The organism is Streptomyces thermospinosisporus (assembly GCF_039526425.1).
GTDB lineage: Bacteria > Actinomycetota > Actinomycetes > Streptomycetales > Streptomycetaceae > Streptomyces > Streptomyces thermocarboxydovorans.
The window spans coordinates 15,126-37,121 of sequence record NZ_BAAAIZ010000008.1; the positions used below are offsets into that span (position 1 = coordinate 15,126).

The 21,996-nt window shown below is 71.8% G+C and carries 18 protein-coding genes; 7 read left to right on the forward strand and 11 right to left on the reverse strand.

The window, feature by feature from the left end; genetic code table 11:
* Nucleotides 1–35: 35 nt before the first annotated feature.
* Nucleotides 36–1,235 carry a glycerophosphodiester phosphodiesterase gene (locus tag ABD207_RS03085; RefSeq protein WP_344009842.1) on the reverse strand — a complete coding sequence of 400 codons (1,200 nt, stop codon included), beginning with the start codon at nt 1,233–1,235 and terminating at the stop codon, nt 36–38.
* A gap of 403 nt (nt 1,236–1,638) precedes the next feature.
* On the opposite strand from ABD207_RS03085, the gene ABD207_RS03090 reads away from it, so the two are divergent.
* Entirely contained in the window at nt 1,639–2,313 is a 675-nt protein-coding gene (locus ABD207_RS03090) for a lysophospholipid acyltransferase family protein (protein ID WP_167990580.1), read from the forward strand.
* Nucleotides 2,314–2,443: 130 nt separating this feature from the next.
* Here the strand turns inward: ABD207_RS03090 and ABD207_RS03095 are convergent, their stop codons facing one another.
* From ABD207_RS03095 to ABD207_RS03115, 5 genes are all read right to left on the reverse strand, one after another.
* The gene (locus ABD207_RS03095) at nt 2,444–3,967 is read right to left on the reverse strand and encodes an MFS transporter (protein WP_344009844.1); all 1,524 of its coding nucleotides are present in this window, start codon (nt 3,965–3,967) and stop codon (nt 2,444–2,446) included.
* Nucleotides 3,964–4,545, reverse strand: a complete 582-nt coding sequence (locus tag ABD207_RS03100) for a TetR/AcrR family transcriptional regulator (RefSeq protein WP_344009845.1) — start codon at nt 4,543–4,545, stop codon at nt 3,964–3,966. The genes ABD207_RS03095 and ABD207_RS03100 overlap by 4 nt, the downstream gene beginning before the upstream one ends.
* A 123-nt stretch (nt 4,546–4,668) precedes the next feature.
* Nucleotides 4,669–5,640 (reverse strand): aldo/keto reductase, encoded by a 972-nt coding sequence (locus tag ABD207_RS03105; RefSeq protein ID WP_344009847.1) that lies wholly within the window; start codon nt 5,638–5,640, stop codon nt 4,669–4,671.
* 103 nt (nt 5,641–5,743) lie between these two features.
* Complete coding sequence (gene argH / locus ABD207_RS03110; protein ID WP_344009848.1) at nt 5,744–7,177, reverse strand: argininosuccinate lyase; 1,434 nt, start codon at nt 7,175–7,177, stop codon at nt 5,744–5,746.
* Between the two features lie 88 nt (nt 7,178–7,265).
* Entirely contained in the window at nt 7,266–8,459 is a 1,194-nt protein-coding gene (locus ABD207_RS03115; protein ID WP_344009849.1) for an argininosuccinate synthase, read from the reverse strand.
* A 201-nt stretch (nt 8,460–8,660) separates the two neighbouring features.
* Between ABD207_RS03115 and ABD207_RS03120 the strand changes: the two genes are divergently transcribed.
* From ABD207_RS03120 to ABD207_RS03135, 4 genes are all read left to right on the forward strand, one after another.
* Nucleotides 8,661–9,365: a L,D-transpeptidase family protein gene (locus ABD207_RS03120; RefSeq protein ID WP_344009850.1), complete on the forward strand. Its 705-nt coding sequence runs from the start codon at nt 8,661–8,663 to the stop codon at nt 9,363–9,365.
* Between the two features lie 123 nt (nt 9,366–9,488).
* Nucleotides 9,489–10,871: a ferredoxin reductase family protein gene (locus ABD207_RS03125; RefSeq protein ID WP_344009852.1), complete on the forward strand. Its 1,383-nt coding sequence runs from the start codon at nt 9,489–9,491 to the stop codon at nt 10,869–10,871.
* A gap of 61 nt (nt 10,872–10,932) precedes the next feature.
* Nucleotides 10,933–11,685, forward strand: a complete 753-nt coding sequence (locus ABD207_RS03130; protein ID WP_344009853.1) for an FMN-binding protein — start codon at nt 10,933–10,935, stop codon at nt 11,683–11,685.
* Nucleotides 11,686–11,740: 55 nt separating this feature from the next.
* Nucleotides 11,741–12,478: an FAD:protein FMN transferase gene (locus ABD207_RS03135; RefSeq protein WP_344010059.1), complete on the forward strand. Its 738-nt coding sequence runs from the start codon at nt 11,741–11,743 to the stop codon at nt 12,476–12,478.
* Nucleotides 12,479–12,652: 174 nt separating this feature from the next.
* Here ABD207_RS03135 and ABD207_RS03140 read toward each other — a convergent pair whose 3' ends face one another.
* The 5 genes from ABD207_RS03140 to argC all read right to left on the reverse strand — a co-directional run bounded on the left by ABD207_RS03140 (nt 12,653) and on the right by argC (nt 17,572).
* Nucleotides 12,653–13,201 carry an arginine repressor gene (locus ABD207_RS03140; RefSeq protein WP_343997769.1) on the reverse strand — a complete coding sequence of 183 codons (549 nt, stop codon included), beginning with the start codon at nt 13,199–13,201 and terminating at the stop codon, nt 12,653–12,655.
* Nucleotides 13,202–13,208: 7 nt separating this feature from the next.
* Entirely contained in the window at nt 13,209–14,405 is a 1,197-nt protein-coding gene (locus ABD207_RS03145; protein WP_344009854.1) for an acetylornithine transaminase, read from the reverse strand.
* Nucleotides 14,402–15,313 carry an acetylglutamate kinase gene (argB, locus tag ABD207_RS03150; RefSeq protein WP_343997771.1) on the reverse strand — a complete coding sequence of 304 codons (912 nt, stop codon included), beginning with the start codon at nt 15,311–15,313 and terminating at the stop codon, nt 14,402–14,404. The genes ABD207_RS03145 and argB overlap by 4 nt, the downstream gene beginning before the upstream one ends.
* Nucleotides 15,310–16,461, reverse strand: coding sequence for a bifunctional glutamate N-acetyltransferase/amino-acid acetyltransferase ArgJ (gene argJ, locus ABD207_RS03155; RefSeq protein ID WP_344009856.1), 1,152 nt, complete (start codon nt 16,459–16,461; stop codon nt 15,310–15,312). Before argJ ends, argB begins: the two co-directional genes overlap by 4 nt.
* An 82-nt stretch (nt 16,462–16,543) precedes the next feature.
* Nucleotides 16,544–17,572 carry an N-acetyl-gamma-glutamyl-phosphate reductase gene (gene argC, locus ABD207_RS03160; protein WP_344009858.1) on the reverse strand — a complete coding sequence of 343 codons (1,029 nt, stop codon included), beginning with the start codon at nt 17,570–17,572 and terminating at the stop codon, nt 16,544–16,546.
* Between the two features lie 540 nt (nt 17,573–18,112).
* On the opposite strand from argC, the gene ABD207_RS03165 reads away from it, so the two are divergent.
* Together ABD207_RS03165 and xdhB are read left to right on the forward strand one after the other, a co-directional pair.
* Entirely contained in the window at nt 18,113–19,588 is a 1,476-nt protein-coding gene (locus tag ABD207_RS03165) for a xanthine dehydrogenase small subunit (protein ID WP_344009859.1), read from the forward strand.
* Nucleotides 19,585–21,996, forward strand: a complete 2,412-nt coding sequence (gene xdhB, locus ABD207_RS03170) for a xanthine dehydrogenase molybdopterin binding subunit (RefSeq protein ID WP_344009860.1) — start codon at nt 19,585–19,587, stop codon at nt 21,994–21,996. The genes ABD207_RS03165 and xdhB overlap by 4 nt, the downstream gene beginning before the upstream one ends.

The following is a 21,996-nucleotide window of genomic DNA, read 5'->3' on the forward strand; positions in this document are numbered from 1 at the left end:
GGCGGCCGGATGTCACCCCATGGGGGCATGGGCCCTCAGTCGTTGACGAAGTCCTCCCGGGCGAGCAGCCCGGTGTCGGGCTGGTCGGTGAAGACCCCGTCGATGCCGGTGGCGAAGTAGGCACGGTAGGCGCCGAAGACGTCGCCGTAGGCGTCGGGGTCGGTGCCCTTGCGGAAGTCGGCGGGCAGGAAGGGGTTCTCGTTGCGCAGGGTGTAGGGGTGCAGGATCAGCCCGGCGCTGTGGGCGTCGCGGACCAGGGTGGTCGGCCGGGTCAGCCGGCCGCTCGCGTCGCGCGGGATGATCAGGTCGAGGGTGGGGCCGATGCCCTGGGCGTAGGAGGCGATCTCCTTCAGGCCCTCGCGGGTGATGAGGTCGGCGACGGTGCGCGGGTCGCCGGACTCGACGAAGTCCCAGGGCCGGCTGTCCGCCGTGGACAGCAGCACCACGAGCGGGTTGTCCACGAGCTCGTTCAGCCGCTGGATGCTGGTCGGCTCGAAGGACTGCAGGATCACCGGGGCGTTCCGGCCGTCCTTGCGGTGCCTGCGCAGCACCTTGGCGACCCGCTCCTCCAGGCCGAGGCCCAGCTTGCGGAAGTAGGTGGGGTGCTTGAGCTCGGGGTAGATCCACACCTGCCGGCCGCGCCTGCGGGTCTGCTCGTCCTGCCAGCGCAGCACCTCCTCGAAGGCGGGGATCTCCCAGCGGCCGTTGTAGAGGGTGTTGTGCGGCCGGTTCTGCGGGATGCGTTCGACCGCGCGCAGCCGCTTGAGCTCGGCGAGGGTGAAGTCCTCGGTGAACCATCCGGTCACGGAGACCCCGTCCAGGGTCTTGGTGGTCCTGCGGCCGGCGAACTCGGGGTGGTCGGCGACGTCGGTGGTGCCGCCGATCTCCGGCTCGTGCCGGCAGACCAGGTGACCGTCCTTGGTGGGGACCAGGTCGCCGGCCTCCACGATGTCCGCGCCCATGTCGAGGGCGAGCTGATAGGCGCCGAGGGTGTGTTCGGGCCGGTAGCCGCTGGCCCCCCGGTGACCGATGATCGCCGGGACGGGCAGGCTCTTCAGGCCGCCTCGCCCGCCGCCGCGGCCGGACTCGGCGGCCGATGCGGTGCCGCCCAGTCCGAGGGCCGTACCGCCGGCCGCGAGCACCGCCGCGCCGAGGAGCGCCCGGCGTCCGGTGCCGCCCGCCCGCTCGTCCCGCTCCCCCGTCCGCTCGGTCTCCCGGCTGTCCCGCGTTCTCATGAGCGCCCTCCTGCCGTCGGCTGGTTCAGTGCGGGCCGATCGTAGGTGTGTGCGGTTGACGTTCGGGAGACCTCGGGACGAACACACCGGTGGTGTCGCGTGTCCTGCGTCCGTCGTATGCCTGTCGTATTCCGCCGGGGTTGTGACGTTGCGTCGGATTCGGCCGGGCGGAGCGGGGCAGGCGTCCGGTATGCGGATCCGGGCGAGTTCCGTCACAGCGTGACGGACATGTCGCACGGCCGGTGCGGCGGGCGGCCGCAGGTGAACCCGCGTCAACAGTGAGTAAGACCTCGGTTAAGCCCGTGAGCCCGATGTGCGCAACCGCCTGGGCCGCGAGTAATGTCCTCACCTGCACAGACTCAATACGGCATCCATCGACGTCCGCTTCCCACCGGAGGGCCCGTTGTCCCGCTTCGCGCTCATCAAGGCAGTGCTCGGCCCGATCATGCGCCTGATGTTCCGCCCCAAGGTGGAGGGCGCGGAGCACATCCCGGCCGAGGGTCCGGTCATCCTGGCCGGCAACCATCTGACCTTCATCGACTCGATGGTCCTCCCGCTCGTCTGCGACCGGCAGGTCTTCTTCATCGGCAAGGACGAGTACGTCACCGGCAAGGGGCTGAAGGGCCGGCTGATGGCCTGGTTCTTCACCGGCGTCGGCATGATCCCGGTCGACCGCGACGGCGGCCGGGGCGGTGTCGCGGCGCTGATGACCGGGCGGCGGGTGCTGGAGGAGGGCAAGATCTTCGGGATCTACCCGGAGGGCACCCGGTCGCCCGACGGGCGCCTGTACCGGGGCCGTACCGGCATCGCGCGGCTGACGCTGATGACGGGCGCGCCGGTGGTGCCGTTCGCGATGATCGGGACGGACAAGCTGCAGCCGGGCGGGCGGGGGCTGCCCCGGCCGGGGCGGGTGACGGTCCGTTTCGGTGAGGCGATGGAGTTCTCCCGGTACGAGGGGATGGACCGGGACCGGTATGTGCTGCGGGCGGTCACCGACTCGGTGATGGCCGAGGTGATGCGGCTGTCCGGGCAGGAGTACGTGGACATGTATGCGAGCAAGGCCAAGCAGGCGGCTTAGCTCCGCCGGTCAGGCCGGTTCGCTGAGCTGGAGCTGGCTTTCAGGTCAGGTCGGTACGGCTTGAGTGCGCGGTTCCCCGCGCCCCTGAGGGAACTGCGCGCACGTTGACTGTCGAGGCGCCCCGTGTTCCTCAGGGGTGGGTCTCCAGGCGTTCGTTGCGGAGCATGAACCAGGCTGCTGCCGAGGCGGCGAGGAGGACTGCCGCGCCTGCGCCGGCTGCGAGGGTGAGGCCGTCGACGAAGGATTGCCGGGCCGCTTCCAGCATGGGGGCCGCGGTCTGTGCGGGCATGTGCGCGGCCGCTTCCACTGCGCCGCCCAGGGATTCACGGGCGGCGGGCGGCGTGCCCGCGGGGCCGGTGAAATCGCGGTAGACGCCGGTCACGATGGAGCCGAGGACGGCGATGCCGAGGGCGGCGCCGAGTTCGTAGGCGGTCTCGGAGACGGCGGAGGCCGCGCCCGCCTGGTCCTTGGGCACGCTGGAGAGGATCACGTCGGCGGTGACCGTGAAGGAGAAGCCGGCGCCCAGGCCGACGACCAGCAGTGCCGTCCCGAGCAGGGGGTAGCCGGTGGACTGGCCGATGACGGTCAGCGCGGCCAGGGCGAGGCCGATCGCGGCGAGGGCGCCGGAGACGACCGAGCGCACCGAGAAGCGGCGGGCGGCCCTGCCCGCGACCAGGCCGGCGGCCACCGCGCCGAGCGCGGCGGGCAGTTCGGCCAGGCCGGCCTCGAAGGGACGCCGTCCCTGGACGAGTTGCAGGTACTGGGAGAGGAAGAACACCAGGCCGGACAGGCCGAGGATGGTCAGCAGGTCCGCCAGGACCGCTCCGCTGAACCCGCGGTGGCGGAAGAGCCGCATGTCCAGCAGGGGCACGGGGAGCGTGAGCTGGCGGCGCACGAAGCCGTGCAGGGCGGCGGCGCCGAGCAGGGCGGCGGCCGCGGTGGTCCAGGTGACGCCGTGGGCCGCGGCCTCCTTCACCGCGTAGACGAGGCCGACCATGCCGACCAGCGACAGCACCACGCTCAGCAGGTCCCAGGGGCCGGGGCTGGGGTTCCTGGACTCGGGCAGCATCCTGATGCCGACGAGGACCAGGACGGCCATCACCGGCAGGTTGATCAGGAAGACCGAGCCCCACCAGAAGTGCTCCAGCAGGAAGCCGCCCAGGATCGGGCCTATCGCGGTACCGGCGGAGGCGGCCGCGCCCCAGATGCCCACGGCGAGGCTGCGCTCGCGCGGGTCGTGGAAGAGGTTGCGGATCAGGGCGAGGGTGGCCGGCATCAGCGTCGCGCCGGCGACACCGAGCAGGGCACGCGCCACGATCATCAGCTCGGGGGTGGTGGCGTAGGCGTTCAGCACGGAGATCGCGCCGAACGCGGTGGCGCCGTGGAGCAGGATGCGCTTGCGGCCGATGCGGTCGCCGAGGCTGCCCATGGTGACCAGCAGACCGGCGATCACGAACGAGTAGACGTCCCCGATCCACAGCAGCTGGGTGCCGGTGGGCTCGAGATCCTCGCTGATGTACGGGGTGGCGAGGCCGAGGACGGTCGCGTCCACGGCCACCAGCAGCACGGCGAGCACCAGCACGCCGAGCGCGAGCCACCGTCCGGGCCGCTTCACCGCCCCGGTGCTGTCGGCCGGCTGCAGGGTGCTGGTCATGATTCCTTCCTCGGTTCCTTCCTGGGTGCGGTGTCGTTCTGGCGTCGGGTGCCGCCGAGCAGCAGCTCCACGACCATGCGGGTGAAGTCCTTGGGGGCCACGCGGCCCTCGGCCACCGCCCAGGCGGCGGAGGCGAGCAGGCCGTAGAGCGCCTCGGTCAGCCAGGCCGGAGTGAGGTCGATGCGGAACTCGCCGCTCTCCTGGCCGCGCCGGAACAGGGCGGCGATGCGCTCGTCGATCCTGGCCCAGCCCGCGTTCTGCTCCTCGCCCTCGAACAGCTGGTTCTCGGTGTAGAGGAAGGCGAGCAGGCCGGCCTGCGGTTCGATCGCGGCGACCAGGCGCCGCACGGCGTCCTCGGCGGGGCCCTCCTCCGGGCGGGCGGCCTCCAGGGCGGCCTCGCACTCGGCGATCCCCAGCGCCTCCAGCGCTCGTACGAGTGCGTCGCGTCCGGCGAAGTGCCGGTGCAGGGTGGCGCGGCTGATCCCGGCGGCCTTGGCGACCTCGTCCATGGTCGCGGTGGATTTGCGGGTCAGCAGGGCCGCGGCGCTGCGCAGCACATGGTCACGATCGACAGCCATGAGACGAGGATAGACCATGTGAGACATTCTTGTCTCACTCGGGGCGTGTGAGTCTCAGAGCTGGACAGGTGAGAGTGCTGGGTGTGGCTTCAGAGGTCGGCAGGTGAGAGTGCTGGATGTGGCTCAGTGCCAGGGCAGGCTGCCGCGGTGCTGCCAGTAGGAGTGCGGGTCCTCGGTCAGCGTGGCGAGGCGGTCCAGCTGCTCGTCGGTGAGGTCGACGGCCGGGGCGTGCAGGTTGGAGGTGAGCTGGACGACGGTGGCCGCCCCGGAGAGGACGACTCCGGCCCAGGGCCGGCGGAGGATGCAAGCAAGAGCGACGGCGTCGCAGCCCAGGCCGGTCTCCGCGGCGACGTCGCGCAGGATCTGCGGGGCGTGGGGGTCGGCCAGGCGGCCGTTGGCCATGCCCTCCTTGACGATGACGGTGAGCCCGGCGTCGTGGGCCTCGGCGAGGGCGGGCTCGGCGGAGGTCTCCAGCAGGTTGTACGTCGCCTGGACGGTACGGAACAGGGGCTGGCCGTCGGCCTCGACGGCGAGCGCGGCGCGGATGGCGTCGGCCTGGGCCGGGCCGCTGGTGGAGATGCCGACGGTCAGGCCGCCGGCCGCCGCCTCGGCGAGCTCGGCGTGCAGCTTCTTGTCGGTGAGGGCGGGGCTGTCCGGAGTCACCGAGTGGATCTGGTAGAGGTCGAGCCGCTCGCCGAGCAGCGCGTCGGTCTCGGCGCGCTGGCGTTCGTAGGTGGCGAGGGAGTGGTCCTTGATCTCGTGGTGCTCGGCGTCGGTGGACCAGTCGGCGGTGTAGGTGTAGCCCCACTTGCTGCCGATGACGACGTCGTCGATGCCGGGGTTGGCGGCTAGCCAGCCGGCGAGGAACTCCTCCGCACGGCCGTAGGAGCGGGCGGCGTCGATGTAGCGGACGCCCTGGGCGTAGGCGGCGTCGAGGAGTTCATGGGTGCGGGCGCGCAGGGCCTCCACGCTCCGCTCCTCCCCGAGGTCCCGGTCACGCCCCAGGTTGATGTAGCCGGGGCGGCCGACGGCGGCGAGGCCCAGTCCGATGTGGCAGGTGGGGGTGGTTGCCGTGGCCAGTCGCGCGAAGGGCACCGAGGGCTCCGATCGGTCGGTTCCGGTTCAGCCTTCCGACCAACGTAACCCGCGATGCCCTTCGAGTCGGCTCGCTCGGCGCGCCCGGTGTCCCGCGCGTCCGTCAGCTCCGCCTGCGTGCCGTGGCCCAGGCGTGCTGGGCGGCCACGTCCTGCTTGACCTCCGCCAGCTGGACCGCGACCGCGCTCGGGGCCGTACCGCCCCGGCCGTTGCGGGAGGCCAGGGCGCCCGGCACGTCGAGGACCGAGCGGACCTCCGGGGTGAGATGCGGGGAGATCTTGGCGAACTGCTCGTCGGTGAGGTCGGCCAGCTCCTTGCCCTCCGCCTCGGCGACCTTGACGCACTCGCCGGCGACCTCGTGGGCGACGCGGAAGGGCACGCCCTGCCGGACCAGCCACTCGGCGATGTCGGTGGCGAGGGAGAAGCCGGCCGGGGCCAGTTCCTCCATGCGCTCGCGGTGGACGGTGAGGGTCGCCATCATCCCGGTGAAGGCGGGGAGCAGGATCTCCAGCTGGTCGATGGAGTCGAAGACCGGCTCCTTGTCCTCCTGCAGGTCGCGGTTGTACGCGAGCGGGAGGGCCTTGAGGGTCGCCATCAGGCCGGTGAGGTTGCCGATGAGGCGGCCGGACTTGCCGCGGGCCAGCTCGGCGATGTCCGGGTTCTTCTTCTGCGGCATGATCGACGAGCCGGTGGAGAAGGCGTCGTGCAGGGTCACGAAGGAGAACTCCTTCGTGTTCCAGATGATGACCTCCTCGGCGATCCGGGAGACGTCCACGCCGATCATCGCGGTGATGAAGGCGAACTCGGCGACGAAGTCGCGGGAGGCGGTGCCGTCGATGGAGTTGGCCGCGCTGCCGTGCTCGAAGCCGAGGTCCGCGGCGACCGCCTCCGGGTCCAGGCCCAGGGAGGAGCCGGCCAGAGCGCCGGAGCCGTACGGGGAGACGGCGGTGCGCTCGTCCCACTGGCGCAGCCGCTCGGCGTCCCGGGACAGGGCCTGCACATGGGCGAGGACGTGGTGGGCGAAGAGCACCGGCTGGGCGTGCTGGAGGTGGGTGCGGCCGGGCATGGCCACGTCCGGGTGTGCCTCGGCGAGGCCGATCAGCGCGTCCTGGAGGTCGGCGATCAGGCCGCCGATGATGCGGGCGTGGTCCCGCAGATACATCCGGAAGAGGGTGGCCACCTGGTCGTTGCGGGACCGGCCTGCGCGGAGCTTGCCGCCGAGCTCGGGGCCGAGGCGCTCCAGCAGGCCGCGCTCCAGGGCGGTGTGGACGTCCTCGTCGGCGACCGTGCCGGTGAAGGTGCCGTCGGCCACGTCGGCCTCGAGCTGGTCGAGCCCGGCCAGCATGCGGGTCAGCTCGTCCTCGGTGAGCAGCCCGGCCCGGTGCAGCACGCGGGCGTGCGCCCGGGAACCGGCGATGTCGTACGGCGCGAGCCGCCAGTCGAAGTGGACCGAGGCGGACAGCTTGGCCAGGGCCTCGGCGGGCCCGTCGGCGAACCGCCCGCCCCAGAGCCGTACGTCACCGCTGTTGCTGCTCACTGACTGTGCTCCTCAAGGAATGGTGGTGGACGGGGGCGCGACCGGCCGCAGCCGGCCCGCCCCCGTGCGGTGCGCCGCGCGGCGGCGCTCAGCCCAGGTCGCGCTTGGCCGCGATCTTCGCCGACAGACTGTAGATGTCGATGAAGCCCTTCGCCGCGGACTGGTCGAAAGTGTCGCCCGTGTCGTAGGTGGCGAGGTTGAAGTCGTAGAGCGACTGCTCGGAGCGCCGTCCGGTCACCACCGCGCGGCCGCCGTGCAGGGTCATCCGGATGTCGCCGGTGACGTGCTGGTTCGCCTCGTTGACGAAGCCGTCCAGCGCCCGCTTCAGCGGGGAGAACCACAGGCCGTCGTAGACCAGTTCGCTCCAGCGCTGCTCGACCTGCCGCTTGTAGCGGGCGAGTTCCCGCTCGACGGTGACGTTCTCCAGCTCCTGGTGGGCGGTGATCAGGGCGATCGCGCCGGGGGCCTCGTAGACCTCGCGGGACTTGATGCCGACGAGCCGGTCCTCGACCATGTCGATCCGGCCGACGCCCTGGGCGCCGGCCCGCTCGTTGAGCTGCTGGATGGCCTGCAGCACGGTGACGGGCTTGCCGTCGATGGCGACCGGGACGCCCTCCTTGAAGGAGATGATCACCTCGTCCGGCTCGCGCACGGCGGCCGGGTTCTGGGTGTACTCGTAGATGTCCTCGATCGGGGCGTTCCAGATGTCCTCGAGGAAGCCGGTCTCGATGGCCCGGCCGAAGACGTTCTGGTCGATGGAGTACGGCGACTTCTTGGTGGTCGCGATCGGCAGGCCCTTCTCCTCGCAGAAGGCGATGGCCTTGTCGCGGGTCATGGCGTAGTCGCGGACCGGGGCGATGCACTTGAGGTCGGGGGCGAGGGCCACGATGCCGGCCTCGAAGCGGACCTGGTCGTTGCCCTTGCCGGTGCAGCCGTGGGCGACGGTGGTGGCGCCGTGCTTCTTGGCGGCGGCGACGAGGTGCTTGACGATCGTCGGCCGGGACAGGGCGGAGACCAGCGGATACCGGTCCATGTAGAGGGCGTTGGCCTTGATCGCCGGGAGGCAGTACTCCTCGGCGAACTCGTCCTTGGCGTCCGCGACCTCGGCCTCGACGGCACCGCAGGCGAGCGCGCGCTTGCGGATGACGTCCAGGTCCTCGCCGCCCTGGCCGACGTCGACCGCAACGGCGATGACCTCGGCGCCCGTCTCCTCGGCGATCCAGCCGATGGCGACGGAGGTGTCCAGACCGCCTGAGTAGGCGAGTACGACGCGCTCGGTCACGGGGTTCTCCTCACAGTGCATTCGCTGACGTGCATGAGTATGCAGGAGTCCGCATGATTCGTCAATCGCCCCCCGGAGGACCCTGCCCGGACCTGGACGGGGACCCCGGATGGACCTGGACGGCCCTCCCGGTGGACCTGGGCGGACCTGGACGGACCATCCGGGCTGCCGCCGCCGATGCCGCCGTCTACGGTCTGAGCCATGCGCCCTGGAGCCCGCCTTCTCGCCGCCGTGCTCACCCCGCTGTCGCTGCTCGCGCTCGGGGCCGCGCGGCCGTCCGCGCCGCTGCCCGACCGGATGGCGGACACCGGGGGCGGCTCGCAGCTGATCACCGCGGTGGCGCCGAAGACCGGCTCGACGAAGGGCACCGTCACCTGGTGGGACCGGAAGAGCGGACGCTGGGTGGCGGCCGGCTCCGCACCGGCACGCTTCGGAGCGAACGGACTGGTGGAGGGCGCCGCGCGGCGGCAGGGCACCAGCACCACACCGACCGGGCTGTACGGGGTGCCGTACGCCTTCGGCATCGAGGCGGCGCCGCGCGGGACCCGGTACCGCTACCGCCCCGTACGGGCGGACTCCTGGTGGTGCCAGGACAACCGCTCACGGCACTACAACCGCTGGACCGAGCCGCGGGCGGCGGACTGCCGGGCCACGGAGGCCGAGCGTCTGATCACCTATCGCACGCAGTACGCCCACGCCCTGGTCGTCGCCTTCAACTACCACCGCCCGGTGCGCGGCCGGGGTGCCGGCATCTTCCTGCACGTCGACGGGCGCGGGGCGACCGCGGGATGCGTGTCGGTGCCGAAGGACGCGATGCGCCGGATCCTGCGCTGGGCCGACCCCGCACGCGCCCCGCATCTCGCGATCGGCACGGAATCGGGCCGCACGGCGATCACCCGGTACTGAACGAACGGCGATCACCCGGTACTGAACCGGGTACGCAGCTCACCAGCACCTCGATCACGTCTGAACACTCAGGCGTCACGGCACGTATCTGTGGGCCAAGGGTCAAGTCCCCACGGAGGCACCGTGACCACCACGCTCGCCGGCGGCCGCGCCGCCCGCCGCCAGACGATGCGCCGCATCCGTCCGCGCCGCTCCCCCGCGGTCCCGTTGCTGCTCGCCGTGGGTGCGGGCGCGGTGGCCGTGCTGTGGCTGTGGTGGAGCAACACCCCGTCCATCGCGGACACCACCGGGAAGATCGTCGCCGCGGGCCGGATCACCGGTCTGCTGGCCGGCTATCTGATGGCCCTGGTGGTGCTGCAGATGGCGCGGGTGCCCGCTCTGGAACGCCGGGTCGGCTCGGACCGGGTCGCCCGCTGGCACGCGATGAGCGGCCGCTACACCGTCAGCCTGGTCATCGCGCATGTCTTCCTCACCATGTGGGGCTACGCGCTCCAGGCGGGCAAGTCACTCGGCGACATCGTCGACCAGACCATCACCTCCATCGACACGCTGCCCGACATGGGCAAGGCCGCGATCGGCACCGGCCTGCTCTTCGTGATCGCCTTCATCTCCATCGGCCCGATCCGGCGGAAGCTGCCGTACGACGGCTGGTACCACGTGCACCTGCTGACCTACGCGGCGGTGTATCTGACGTTCTGGCACCAGATCACCACCGGCAACGAGTTCGCCGTCGAGCCGTCCGCGAAGACCTTCTGGTACGGGCTGTACGGCGGGGTCACCGCGATGGTGCTGTGGTACCGGATCCTCACCCCGATCCGGCTGAACCTGCGGCACCGGATGCGGGTCGAGGCGGTCATCGAGGAGACCCCGGGCATCGTGTCGGTGCTGATCCGCGGGCGCCGGCTGCACCGGATCGGCGCGGAGGCAGGGCAGTTCTTCCGCTGGCGGTTCCTCGCTCCGGGGATGCGGTTCAGCTCCCACCCGTACTCGCTGTCGGCGGCGCCCCGCCCTGATCTGCTGCGGATCACCGTGAAGGCGATCGGCGACCACAGCTCCCGGCTGCGCGAGCTGGAGCCCGGCACCCGGGTGTGGGCGGAGGGCCCCTACGGCGCGCTGACCGCCCAGCGGCGCAGCCGCGGCAAGGTGCTGCTGGTGGCGGGCGGGGTCGGTATCACCCCGATGCGGGCGCTGTTCGAGACCCTGCCGGGCGCCGCCGGTGACATCACCCTGCTGTACCGGGCCAACAGCACGCAGGACCTCGCCCTCTGGGACGAGCTGGCGAAGATCGCCGACGAGCGCGGGGCGCGGCTGATGTACGCGGTGAACAGCCCCGACGGGGAGCGGCCGGACATCTCGGCGGAGAGCCTGAAGCGGAAGATCCCGGACGTCGACAAGCACGACGTGTTCATGTGCGGGCCGCCCGGCTTCGCCCAGCAGGTGTACGAGGCGCTGCGCGGCGCGGGTGTCCCGGCACGCCGTATCCACCACGAGTCGTTCGAGATGTGAGCGACGGGCCGGCCACGTTCTCTCCACCCCATCAGGACCCAGTTCAGGAGCTCGAGAAGCGATGAGGAAGTCTCACCCCGTCCGGCGTGCCGTGCTCGCCACCGCCGCCACGGTGTCCGGGATCGTGCTGCTGCTGTCGCTGAAGCCGGCCTCGGACCCGGGCGCGGCCGAGGCGGCAGGGGGTGCGGCCCCGCCGGCGGCGGCCCAGTCGCCGCAGGGCGGCTCGCAGCCGATCGGCGACGGCACGGTCACCGGGGACGCGGCCAAGACCCAGTACGGGCCGGTGCAGGTACGGCTGACCGTCAGCGGCGGGAAGATCACCAAGGCCGAGGCGATCCAGGCGCCCAAGGGCGGCCAGAGCGACCAGATCACCTCCAACGCGATTCCGAAGCTCAACCAGGCGGCGATCGAGGCGCAGAGCGCGGACATCGACGCGGTGTCCGGGGCGACGTACACGAGCACCGGCTACAAGAAGTCGCTCCAGTCGGCCCTGGACAAGGCCCGGGCCGCGGCGGGCGGAGGCGGTGGCGGCGAGGCGCAGGCACGGACCGTCACCGGGGACGTGGCCGACACCCAGTACGGCCCCGTCCAGGTCCGCATCACCGTCACCGGCGGAAAGATCACCAAGGCCGAAGCCGTCCAGGCCCCCAAGGGCGGCCAGAGCGACCAGATCTCCTCCAACGCCATCCCCAAGCTCAACCAAGCCGCGGTCACCGCCGGCAACGCCGGCATCGACGCCGTCTCGGGAGCCACCTACACCAGCGCCGGATACAAGAAGTCCCTGCAGTCGGCGCTCGACAAGGCGGGTGGCTGACGTGGTGGCCGGGGCCGCCGAGGCGCCCGCCGCGGAACGTCGGGTGGTGGAGACGATGGGGACCGTCTTCTCCTTCGACGTCCGCGGCGGGGAACCCGGTGCCGTGCGGGCGGCGCTGGAGGAAGCGGTGGCGGGGCTGCACCGGGCCGACGAGGTGTTCAGCACCTACCGCGAGGACAGCCAGATCTCCCGGCTGGCGCGGGGCGAGCTGACGCTCGCCGAGTGCGATCCGGAGGTCGCCGAGGTGCTGGAGCTGGCGGCGGAGGCGGAGCGGGTCAGCGACGGCTGGTTCAGTCCGCGCTACGAAGGGCGGCTGGATCCGACCGGCATCGTCAAGGGCTGGGCGGTGGAGCGGGCCGCGCGGGTGCTCGCGGCGGCGGGCGCCACCGGGGTGAACGTGAACGGCGGCGGCGATGTGCAGCTGCTGGGCGCGCCCGGGGAGGACCGGCCCTGGCGGGTCGGGGTGGCGGATCCCCTGCGGCCCGGAGGGCTGGCCGCGGTGGTGTCGGCGGCGGGGGCGCGGGAGCTGTCGGTGGCGACGTCGGGCACGGCAGAGCGGGGTGCGCACATCGTCGATCCCGCCACCGGCCGCTCCGCGGTGACGGACCTGGTGGCGGTGACGGTGGTGACCCCGTCGCTGACGTGGGGGGACTGCTGGGCCACGGCGGCCTTCGCGATGGGGTCGCGGGAGGGTCTGGCCTGGCTGGAGTCGCTGCCGGACGTGGAGGCCCTGCTGATCACGGCGGGCGACGAGGTGCGCTGGACGGGGGGTCTGGCCGAGCGGCTCGGCTGAGCGGGGAGGTGGACGGCCGGGCCGCGAAGGCCCCGGCGAGGGGCGCGGAGCCGGGGGCTGCCGAACGGCGGCCCCGGCCTTTTCCGTGCCCGTATTCAACTCCCGCGTATTCAACTCCCGTTCAACTCCCGGCCCCGCAATGGCCGTTGACCTCCTCGGCGGCTGCTGCGGGGCTCAGTGCCCGTTCTGAGCCAGCCTCAGCAAGTGGTCGGCCAGGGCCTGTCCGCCCTTGGGGTCACGGCTGATGAGCAGCACCGTGTCGTCGCCGGCGATGGTGCCCAGGATGTCGTGCAGTTCGGCCTGGTCGATCGCCGAGGCCAGGAACTGGGCGGCGCCGGGAGGGGTGCGCAGGACGACGAGGTTGGCCGAGGCCTCCGCGGAGATCAGCAGCTCCTGCGACAGGCGCCGCATCCGCTCCTCCTTGGCCGACTCCCCCAGCGGCGCGCGCGGGGTGCGGAAGCCCCCCTCGCTCGGCACCGCGTAGATCAGGTCGCCGTCGGTGTTGCGGATCTTCACCGCGTTCAGCTCGTCCAGGTCGCGGGAGAGCGTCGCCTGGGTGACGCTCAGCCCGTCGTCGGCGAGCAGCTTCGCCAGCTGGCTCTGCGACCGCACCGGCTGCCGGTTGAGGATGTCCACGATCCGGCGGTGGCGTGCGGTGCGGGTCTGCGGCACGGCGGGACCGGTGCTCCCGCCCGGTCCCCGGTCCTGCGGCGCCTGGCTCATCGTCGTCTCATTCTCCGGATCGTCCGTCCCCGTGTGCCGTGTCGAGGATGCCGGGCAGCGCCCGGAGCAGCGCGTCCACCTCGTCGTCGCCGAGGTTCAGCGGCGGCATCAGCCGTACGACATCGGGGGCGGGCGCGTTCACCAGGAAGCCGGCGTCCTGAGCCGCCTGCTGCACCTTCGGTGCGAGCGGCTCGGTGAGCACGATACCCAGGAGAAGCCCCGCGCCCCGGACATGGGCGATCAAAGGATGGTTCAGGGCCTCGATGCCGTCGCGCAGCCGCTCGCTCTGCCGCTTGACGTTGTCCAGCAGACCCTCGCTCGCGATGGTGTCCAGCACGGCGAGTCCGGCGGCGCAGGCGACGGGGTTGCCGCCGAAGGTGGTGCCGTGGTGGCCGGGCGCCAGCAGGCCCGCGGCGCGGCCGAAAGCGACGGTGGCGCCGAGCGGCAGTCCGCCGCCCAGGCCCTTGGCCAGGGTCACCACGTCGGGCAGGACGCCCTCGTGCGCCTGGTACTCGAACCAGTGCCCGGTGCGGCCGATGCCGGTCTGCACCTCGTCGAGGACCAGCAGCGCACCGGTGGCGGCGGTGATGGCCCGTGCGGCCTTGAGGTAGCCGGGCGGCGGGACGACGACGCCGTTCTCGCCCTGGATCGGCTCGATGATCACCAGGGCGGTGTCCTCGGTGACCGCGGCGGCCAGCGCCTGGGCGTCGCCGTAGGGGACGTGGGTGACGTCGCCGGGCAGCGGCCGGAACGGGTCCTGTTTGGCGGGCTGGCCGGTGAGGGCCAGGGCGCCCATGGTGCGGCCGTGGAAGCCGCCCTCGGTGGCGACCATGTGGGTGCGCCCGGTGAGCCGGCCGATCTTGAAGGCGGCCTCGTTGGCCTCGGCGCCGGAGTTGCAGAAGAAGATCTTGCCGTCGCGGCCGAAGAGCTCCAGGAGCCGTTCGGCGAGGGCGACCGGGGGTTCGGCGACGAACAGGTTGGAGACGTGGCCGAGGGTGGCGATCTGCCGGCTCACCGCCTCCGTCACGGCCGGGTGGGCGTGCCCCAGGGCGTTGACGGCGATGCCGCCGACGTAGTCGGTGTACTCCTTGCCGTCGGCGTCCCAGACCTTGGCGCCGGCGCCGCGCACCAGGGGCAGGCGCGGGGTGCCGTAGTTGTTCATGAGCGCGCCCTGCCACCGCTCGGTGAGCTCCTGGTTGCTCATGACTCCCCCTCGGGGTCCTCGTCGGGCACGACCATCGTGCCGATGCCTTCGTCGGTGAAGATCTCCAGCAGGATCGAGTGCTGGACCCGGCCGTCGATGACGCGGGCGGTGTTGACGCCGTTGCGCACGGCGTGCAGGCAGCCCTCCATCTTGGGGACCATGCCGGAGGACAGCTCCGGCAGCAGCTTCTCGAGCTGGGAGGCGGTGAGGCGGCTGATCACCTCGTCCGAGTTCGGCCAGTCCTCGTAGAGGCCCTCGACGTCGGTGAGGACCATGAGGGTCTCGGCGCCCAGCGCGGCGGCGAGTGCCGCAGCCGCCGTATCGGCATTGACGTTGTAGACATGGTGGTCGTCCTGGGAGCGGGCGATGGACGAGACGACCGGGATGCGTCCGTCGGCGAGCAGCGCCTCGATGGCGCCGGTGTCGATGGCGGTGATCTCTCCGACCCGTCCGATGTCGACGGCCTCGCCGTCGATCTCGGGCTGGTGCTTGGTGGCGGTGATGGTGTGGGCGTCCTCGCCGGTCAGGCCGACGGCCAGCGGCCCGTGCCGGTTGAGCAGTCCGACGAGTTCGCGCTGCACCTGCCCGGCCAGCACCATGCGCACGACGTCCATGGCGTCCTCGGTGGTGACCCTCAGGCCGGCCTTGAACTCGCTGACGATGCCGTGCTTGTCGAGGGCGGCGCTGATCTGGGGGCCGCCGCCGTGCACGACGACGGGCTTGAGTCCGGCGTGGTGCAGGAAGACGACGTCCTGGGCGAAGGCGGCCTTGAGTTCGTCGTCGACCATGGCGTTGCCGCCGAACTTGATGACGACGGTCTTGCCGTTGTGCCGGACCAGCCAGGGCAGCGCCTCGATGAGGATCTGCGCTTTGGGGAGGGCGGTGTGCTTCCGCGTGGGATGGGTCATGAGGAGTAGGCGCTGTTCTCGTGGACGAAGTCGGCGGTGAGGTCGTTGGTCCAGATGGTGGCGGTCTCGTCGCCGGCGGCGAGGTCGGCGACGATGTGCACCTCGCGGTAGCGCATGTCGACCTTCTCGCGGTCCTCGCCGAAGCTGCCGTTCTTGCAGACCCAGACGCCGTTGATGGCGACGTTGAGGCGGTCCGGCTCGAAGGCGGCGCTGGTGGTGCCGATCGCGGACAGGACGCGGCCCCAGTTGGGGTCCTCGCCGTGGATGGCGCACTTGAGGAGGTTGTTGCGGGCGATGGAGCGGCCCACCTCGACGGCGTCGTCCTCGGTCGCGGCGTTGATCACCTCGACCTTGATGTCCTTGCTGGCGCCCTCGGCGTCCCGGATGAGCTGCTGTCCGAGGTCGTCGCAGACGGCGCGCACCGCCTCGGCGAACTCCTCGTAGCCGGGGGTGACTTCGGCGGCGCCGGAGGCGAGCAGCAGCACGGTGTCGTTGGTGGACATGCAGCCGTCGGAGTCGACGCGGTCGAAGGTGACCCGGGTGGCGGCGCGGAGGGCCTTGTCCAGGGTCTCGCTGTCGACGTCGGCGTCGGTGGTGAGGACGACCAGCATGGTGGCGAGGCCGGGGGCGAGCATGCCGGCGCCCTTGGCCATGCCGCCGACGGTCCAGCCGTCCCTGGTGACGACGGACGTCTTGTGCACGGTGTCCGTGGTCTTGATGGCGATGGCGGCCTTCTCGCCGCCGTGCTCGGACAGCTGGGCGGCGGCGGTCTCGACGCCGGGGAGCAGCTTGTCCATGGGGAGCAGGACGCCGATCAGGCCGGTGGAGCAGACGGCGACCTCGCCGGCGCCGATGCCGAGCACCTCGGCCGCCTTCTCGGCGGTGGCGTGGGTGTCCTGGAAGCCCTTGGGGCCGGTGCAGGCGTTGGCGCCGCCGGAGTTGAGGACGACGGCGGTCAGCTGCCCGCTCTTGAGGACCTGCTCGGACCACAGGACGGGTGCCGCCTTGACGCGGTTGGAGGTGAAGACGCCGGCGGCGGCGCGGCGGGGACCGTTGTTGACCACGAGGGCCAGGTCCGGGTTGCCGTTCTCCTTGATCCCGGCGGCGATGCCCGCCGCCGTGAATCCCTTGGCTGCCGTGACACTCACTGCGTCTCCTCGTTCAGTTCTCCGCCCGCGCGGTGCGGCGGTGCGGTCGTCGTCTGCGGCCCGGCGGCTGCCGTCGCAACGGTCACGGGGCGACCCCGGTGGCCGTCAGCCCGGTGGTCTCGTCGAGGCCGAGGGCGATGTTCATGCTCTGGACGGCACCTCCTGCGGTGCCCTTGGTCAGGTTGTCGATGGCGCTGATGGCGATGACCCGTCCCGCGGCCTCGTCGAGCGCGACCTGCACCTGGACGGCGTTGGAGCCGTACACCGAGGCCGTCGCCGGCCACTGGCCCGCGGGGAGCAGGTGGACGAAGGGCTCGTCGGCGTAGGCCTTCTCGTAGGCGGTGCGCACCGCATCGGCGGTCACGCCCTGCCGGGCGGAGGCGCTGCAGGTGGCGAGGATGCCGCGGGGCATGGGTGCGAGGGTCGGGGTGAAGGAGACGGTGACCGGCTCCCCCGCCGCCGCGCTGAGGTTCTGGATCATCTCGGGGGTGTGCCGGTGGACGCCGCCGACGCCGTAGGGCGACATGGAGCCCATGACCTCGCTGCCCAGCAGGTGCGGCTTGGGTGCCTTGCCCGCGCCGGAGGTGCCGGAGGCGGCGACGATCACCGCCTCGGGCTCGACGAGCCCCGCCGCGTAGGCCGGGAACAGGGCCAGCGAGACGGCGGTCGGGTAGCAGCCGGGCACCGCGATGCGCTTGGACCCCTCCAGCGCGGCGCGGGCACCCGGCAGTTCGGGAAGGCCGTAGGGCCAGGTTCCGGCGTGCGGGGAGCCGTAGAACCGCTCCCAGTCGCCGGCGTCCTTCAGCCGGAAGTCGGCGCCCATGTCGACGACCAGGACGTCCGGTCCGAGCTGCTCGGCGACGGCGGCGGACTGGCCGTGCGGCAGCGCGAGGAACACCACGTCGTGGCCGCTGAGGGCTTCGGCGGTGGTGACCTCCAGGACGCGGTCGGCGAGGGGCAGCAGGTGGGGCTGGAGCGTGCCGAGCCGCTGCCCGGCGTTGCTGTTGCCGGTCAGGGCGCCGATCTCGATCTCGGGGTGGGCCAGCAGCAGACGCAGCAGTTCCCCGCCCGCGTATCCGCTCGCTCCGGCCACTGCCGCTCGTACCGCCATGAATATCCTCCTCCTCGGAGGCATGACTATACGGCGAGCTGCAGATCTATGCAATCGGTTCCCGCCGGCCGTGGCCTCCGGCATGACGCGCCTCACGCCCGCCCAGGCCGCCCGGCGGATCGCGGAGGCTGTGCGGAGCTGAGAGCCTCGGTCATGCATCCGGCCTGGTCAGGGGGCCGGCCTATTGACCTGTGTGAGGGCAGCCACTACGTTTCGAAGCAAACCGACCCCGTAAGGACCGGAAGGAGGCGACCGGCGGATGTACAGGCACGCTGATCTGGCTGGTTTCGCCCACCGCACGGTCTGGGTTCCGGGTCGTATCGCTCACGGCAGCTGAACGCGCCGTTTCCCGCGTGCCCGCCCGTGGCACCTATGTGTCCCCCGCACGGGACGCATGCGCCCCGCGCGTGGCACCTTCCGCGCCTCCCCGCTACGTCGGAAATTCCTTCATCGGCACGGCATGAGCCGTCCCAGCACATGCCCCTGTAGCGCCCGCTCCCCTCATCCGGTGCGCACCGAGCACAGAAAGCTGCCTGAACATTGGCAAAGACAACTGCGCGGATCACGGTCAACGGAGAAGACACACCGATCGCGCCGGCCGCGCCGCACACCACGACGCTGGACTTCCTGCGTGAGCGCGGTCTGACCGGCACCAAGGAGGGCTGCGCCGAGGGTGAGTGCGGTGCCTGTTCGGTCCTGGTGGCCCGTCCCGGCGTGAACAAGCCGACCGACTGGGTGGCGGTCAACGCCTGCCTGGTGCCGGTCGCCGCACTCGACGGTCAGGAGATCGTCACCTCGGAGGGCCTCGCCGCCCAGGGCGCACCCGGCACCCCGCCCACGCTGCACCCGGTCCAGCAGGAGATGGCCGTCCGCGGCGGCTCCCAGTGCGGCTACTGCACCCCCGGCTTCATCTGCAGCATGGCCGCCGAGTACTACCGCCCGGACCGCTGTGCGCACCCGGACGGGGACGGCGGCACGGACCCGGAGCACGGCCCGAACGGGTTCGATCTGCACGCGCTGAGCGGGAACCTGTGCCGCTGCACCGGCTACCGCCCGATCCGCGACGCCGCGTTCGCGGTCGGGGAGCCCGACGAGGACGACCCGCTGGCGCGGCGCCGCGAGCAGGCTCCGCCCGAGCCCGCCGCCACCGACTACAGCCTCGACGGCAGCACCTTCGTGCGGCCGGCCTCCCTGGCCGAGACGCTGCGGCTGCTGCGCGAGCGGCCCGAGGCGGTGGTGGTCGCCGGGAGCACCGACTGGGGCGTGGAGGTCAACCTCCGCGGCCGGCGGGCCGATTGCGTGGTCGCCGTCGACCGGCTGCCGGAACTGCGCGAGCTGCGCGTGACGGACGACCACATCGAGATCGGTGCCGCGCTGACGCTCACCGAGATCGAGCGCCGCCTCGACGGCACGGTGCCGCTGCTGGACGAGCTGTTCCCGCAGTTCGCCTCCCGGCTGATCCGCAACAGCGCGACCCTCGGCGGCAACCTCGGCACCGGCTCCCCCATCGGGGACAGCCCGCCGGTGCTGCTGGCGCTGGAGGCGTCGGTGGTGCTCGCCGGCGCCGACGGTGAGCGGGTGGTCCCGCTCGCCGAGTACTTCACCGGCTACCGGCAGAGCGTGCGCCGGCCCGGCGAGCTGATCCGCTCCGTGCGCATCCCGCTGCCGCTGTCGCCGGTGACCGCCTTCTACAAGATCGCCAAGCGGCGCTTCGACGACATCTCCAGCGTCGCGGTGGCGTTCGCGCTGGACATCGAGGACGGGGTCGTGCGCAAGGCCCGTATCGGTCTCGGCGGTGTGGCCGCCACGCCGATCCGCGCGCTGGACACCGAGGCGGATCTTCAGGGCCGGCCGTGGACGGCCGAGACCGCCGAGGCCGCCGCGCGGGTGCTGCGCGGCGAGGGGACGCCGATGGACGACCACCGGGCCAGCTCCCTCTACCGTTCCGCGATGCTCGGCCAGAGCCTGCTGAAGCTGTACGCCCAGACCCAGACCACCGAGGCGGTGTCGTCATGAGCCATCTGTCCGAGCGCCCCGAGAAGCCCGTCGTCGGTGTCCCGCTGCCGCACGAGAGCGCCGTCCAGCACGTCACCGGCGCGGCGCTCTACACCGACGACCTGGTGTACCGCACCAAGGACGTGCTGCACGCCTACCCGGTGCAGGTGATGAAGGCGCACGCCCGGATCACCGCCCTGCGCACCGAGCCCGCCCTGAAGGTGCCGGGTGTGGTGCGGGTGCTGACCAAGGAGGACGTGCCCGGCGTCAACGACGCCGGCATGAAGCACGACGAACCGCTCTTCCCCGACGAGGTCATGTTCCACGGCCACGCGGTCGCCTGGGTGCTGGGCGAGACCCTGGAGGCGGCCCGGCTGGGCGCGGCGGCCGTGGAGGTGGAGCTGGAGGAGCTGCCCTCCCTGGTCACCCTCGAGGAGGCCATGGCGGCCGGCAGCTACCACGGTGCCCGGCCCGTGATGGAGACCGGCGACATCGAGGCCGGATTCGCCGAGTCCGCGCATGTGTTCACCGGCGAGTTCCAGTTCTCCGGCCAGGAGCACTTCTACCTGGAGACGCATGCCTCGCTGGCCCAGATCGACGAGAACGGGCAGGTGTTCATCCAGAGCAGCACCCAGCACCCCTCCGAGACGCAGGAGATCGTCGCGCATGTGCTCGGCGTGCCGTCGCACGAGGTGACCGTGCAGTGCCTGCGGATGGGCGGCGGCTTCGGCGGCAAGGAGATGCAGCCGCACGGGTTCGCGGCGATCGCCGCGCTGGGCGCCAAGCTCACCGGCCGTCCGGTGCGGTTCCGGCTCAACCGCACCCAGGACCTGACCATGTCCGGCAAGCGGCACGGCTTCCACGCCAAGTGGCGGATCGGCTTCGACGCCGAGGGCCGGATCCAGGCCCTGGACGCCACCCTGGTCGCGGACGGCGGCTGGAGCCTGGACCTGTCCGAGCCGGTGCTGGCCCGCGCCCTGTGCCACATCGACAACACCTACTGGATCCCCAACGCCCGGGTCGCCGGCCTCATCGCCAAGACCAACACGGTCTCCAACACGGCCTTCCGGGGCTTCGGCGGGCCGCAGGGCATGCTGGTGATCGAGGACATCCTGGGCCGCTGCGCGCCGAAGCTCGGGCTCGACCCGACGGAGCTGCGGGAGCGCAACTTCTACCGGCCGGGCCAGGGCCAGACCACGCCGTACGGGCAGCTGGTCACCCAGGCCGAGCGGCTCACCACCGTCTGGGAGCAGGTCAAGGACCGCGCCGGCCTCGCCGACCGCAAGCGGGAGATCGCCGCCTTCAACGCCGCGCACCCGCACACCAAGCGGGCGCTCGCGCTCACCGGCATCAAGTTCGGCATCTCGTTCAACCTCACCGCCTTCAACCAGGGCGGCGCGCTGGTGCTGATCTACAAGGACGGCTCGGTCCTGATCAACCACGGCGGCACCGAGATGGGCCAGGGCCTGCACACCAAGATGATGCAGGTGGCCGCGACCACCCTGGGCATCCCGCTGCACAAGGTCCGCCTGGCGCCGACCCGCACCGACAAGGTGCCCAACACCTCGGCCACCGCCGCCAGTTCGGGCGCGGACCTGAACGGCGGGGCGATCAAGAACGCCTGTGAGCAGCTGCGCGAACGGCTGCTGCGGGTGGCCGCCACCCAGCTCGGGGCCAACCCCTCGGATGTGCGCATCGTCGACGGAGTGGCCCGCGCCCTGGGCGGCGAGAAGGAGCTGGCCTGGGACGACCTGGTGCGCACCGCGTACTTCCAGCGGGTCCAGCTGTCGGCGGCCGGCTTCTACCGGACCGAGGGCCTGCACTGGGACGCCGAGAGCTTCCGCGGCTCGCCGTTCAAGTACTTCGCCTACGGTGCCGCCGCCACCGAGGTGGAGGTGGACGGCTTCACCGGCGCCTACCGCATCCGGCGGGTGGACATCGTGCACGACGTCGGCGACAGCCTCTCCCCGATGATCGACATCGGTCAGGTGGAGGGCGCCTTCGTGCAGGGCGCGGGCTGGCTGACGCTGGAGGACCTGCGCTGGGACACCGGCGACGGGCCGAACCGGGGCCGGCTGCTCACCCAGGCGGCGAGCACGTACAAGCTGCCGAGCTTCTCGGAGATGCCCGAGGAGTTCAATGTCACGCTGCTGGAGAACGCCCACGAGGAGGGCGCGGTCTACGGCTCCAAGGCGGTGGGCGAGCCCCCGCTGATGCTGGCCTTCTCGGTGCGCGAGGCGCTGCGGCAGGCCGCGGCCGCCTTCGGGCCCGCCGGGGTCTCCGTGGAACTGGCCTCGCCCGCGACACCGGAGGCGGTGTACTGGGCGATCCAGGCCGCCCGCCGGGGCGGGGCCCCGGAGAACGGGCACGCCGCCGAGGGCGCCGGCGGCCGGGTCCGTACCGACGCGGAAGCGCTGAGCGGTGCCTGA

What these genes read in the sequence shown, in the direction of transcription:
- ABD207_RS03085 (WP_344009842.1), bottom strand. Translation starts at nt 1,235, where the DNA reads ATGAGAACGCGGGACAGCCGGGAGACCGAGCGGACGGGGGAGCGGGAC.
- ABD207_RS03095 (WP_344009844.1), bottom strand. Translation starts at nt 3,967, where the DNA reads ATGACCAGCACCCTGCAGCCGGCCGACAGCACCGGGGCGGTGAAGCGG.
- ABD207_RS03100 (WP_344009845.1), bottom strand. Translation starts at nt 4,545, where the DNA reads ATGGCTGTCGATCGTGACCATGTGCTGCGCAGCGCCGCGGCCCTGCTG.
- ABD207_RS03120 (WP_344009850.1), top strand. Translation starts at nt 8,661, where the DNA reads ATGCGCCCTGGAGCCCGCCTTCTCGCCGCCGTGCTCACCCCGCTGTCG.
- ABD207_RS03130 (WP_344009853.1), top strand. Translation starts at nt 10,933, where the DNA reads ATGAGGAAGTCTCACCCCGTCCGGCGTGCCGTGCTCGCCACCGCCGCC.
- ABD207_RS03135 (WP_344010059.1), top strand. Translation starts at nt 11,741, where the DNA reads ATGGGGACCGTCTTCTCCTTCGACGTCCGCGGCGGGGAACCCGGTGCC.
- ABD207_RS03140 (WP_343997769.1), bottom strand. Translation starts at nt 13,201, where the DNA reads ATGAGCCAGGCGCCGCAGGACCGGGGACCGGGCGGGAGCACCGGTCCC.
- ABD207_RS03145 (WP_344009854.1), bottom strand. Translation starts at nt 14,405, where the DNA reads ATGAGCAACCAGGAGCTCACCGAGCGGTGGCAGGGCGCGCTCATGAAC.
- argB (WP_343997771.1), bottom strand. Translation starts at nt 15,313, where the DNA reads ATGACCCATCCCACGCGGAAGCACACCGCCCTCCCCAAAGCGCAGATC.
- argC (WP_344009858.1), bottom strand. Translation starts at nt 17,572, where the DNA reads ATGGCGGTACGAGCGGCAGTGGCCGGAGCGAGCGGATACGCGGGCGGG.
- xdhB (WP_344009860.1), top strand. Translation starts at nt 19,585, where the DNA reads ATGAGCCATCTGTCCGAGCGCCCCGAGAAGCCCGTCGTCGGTGTCCCG.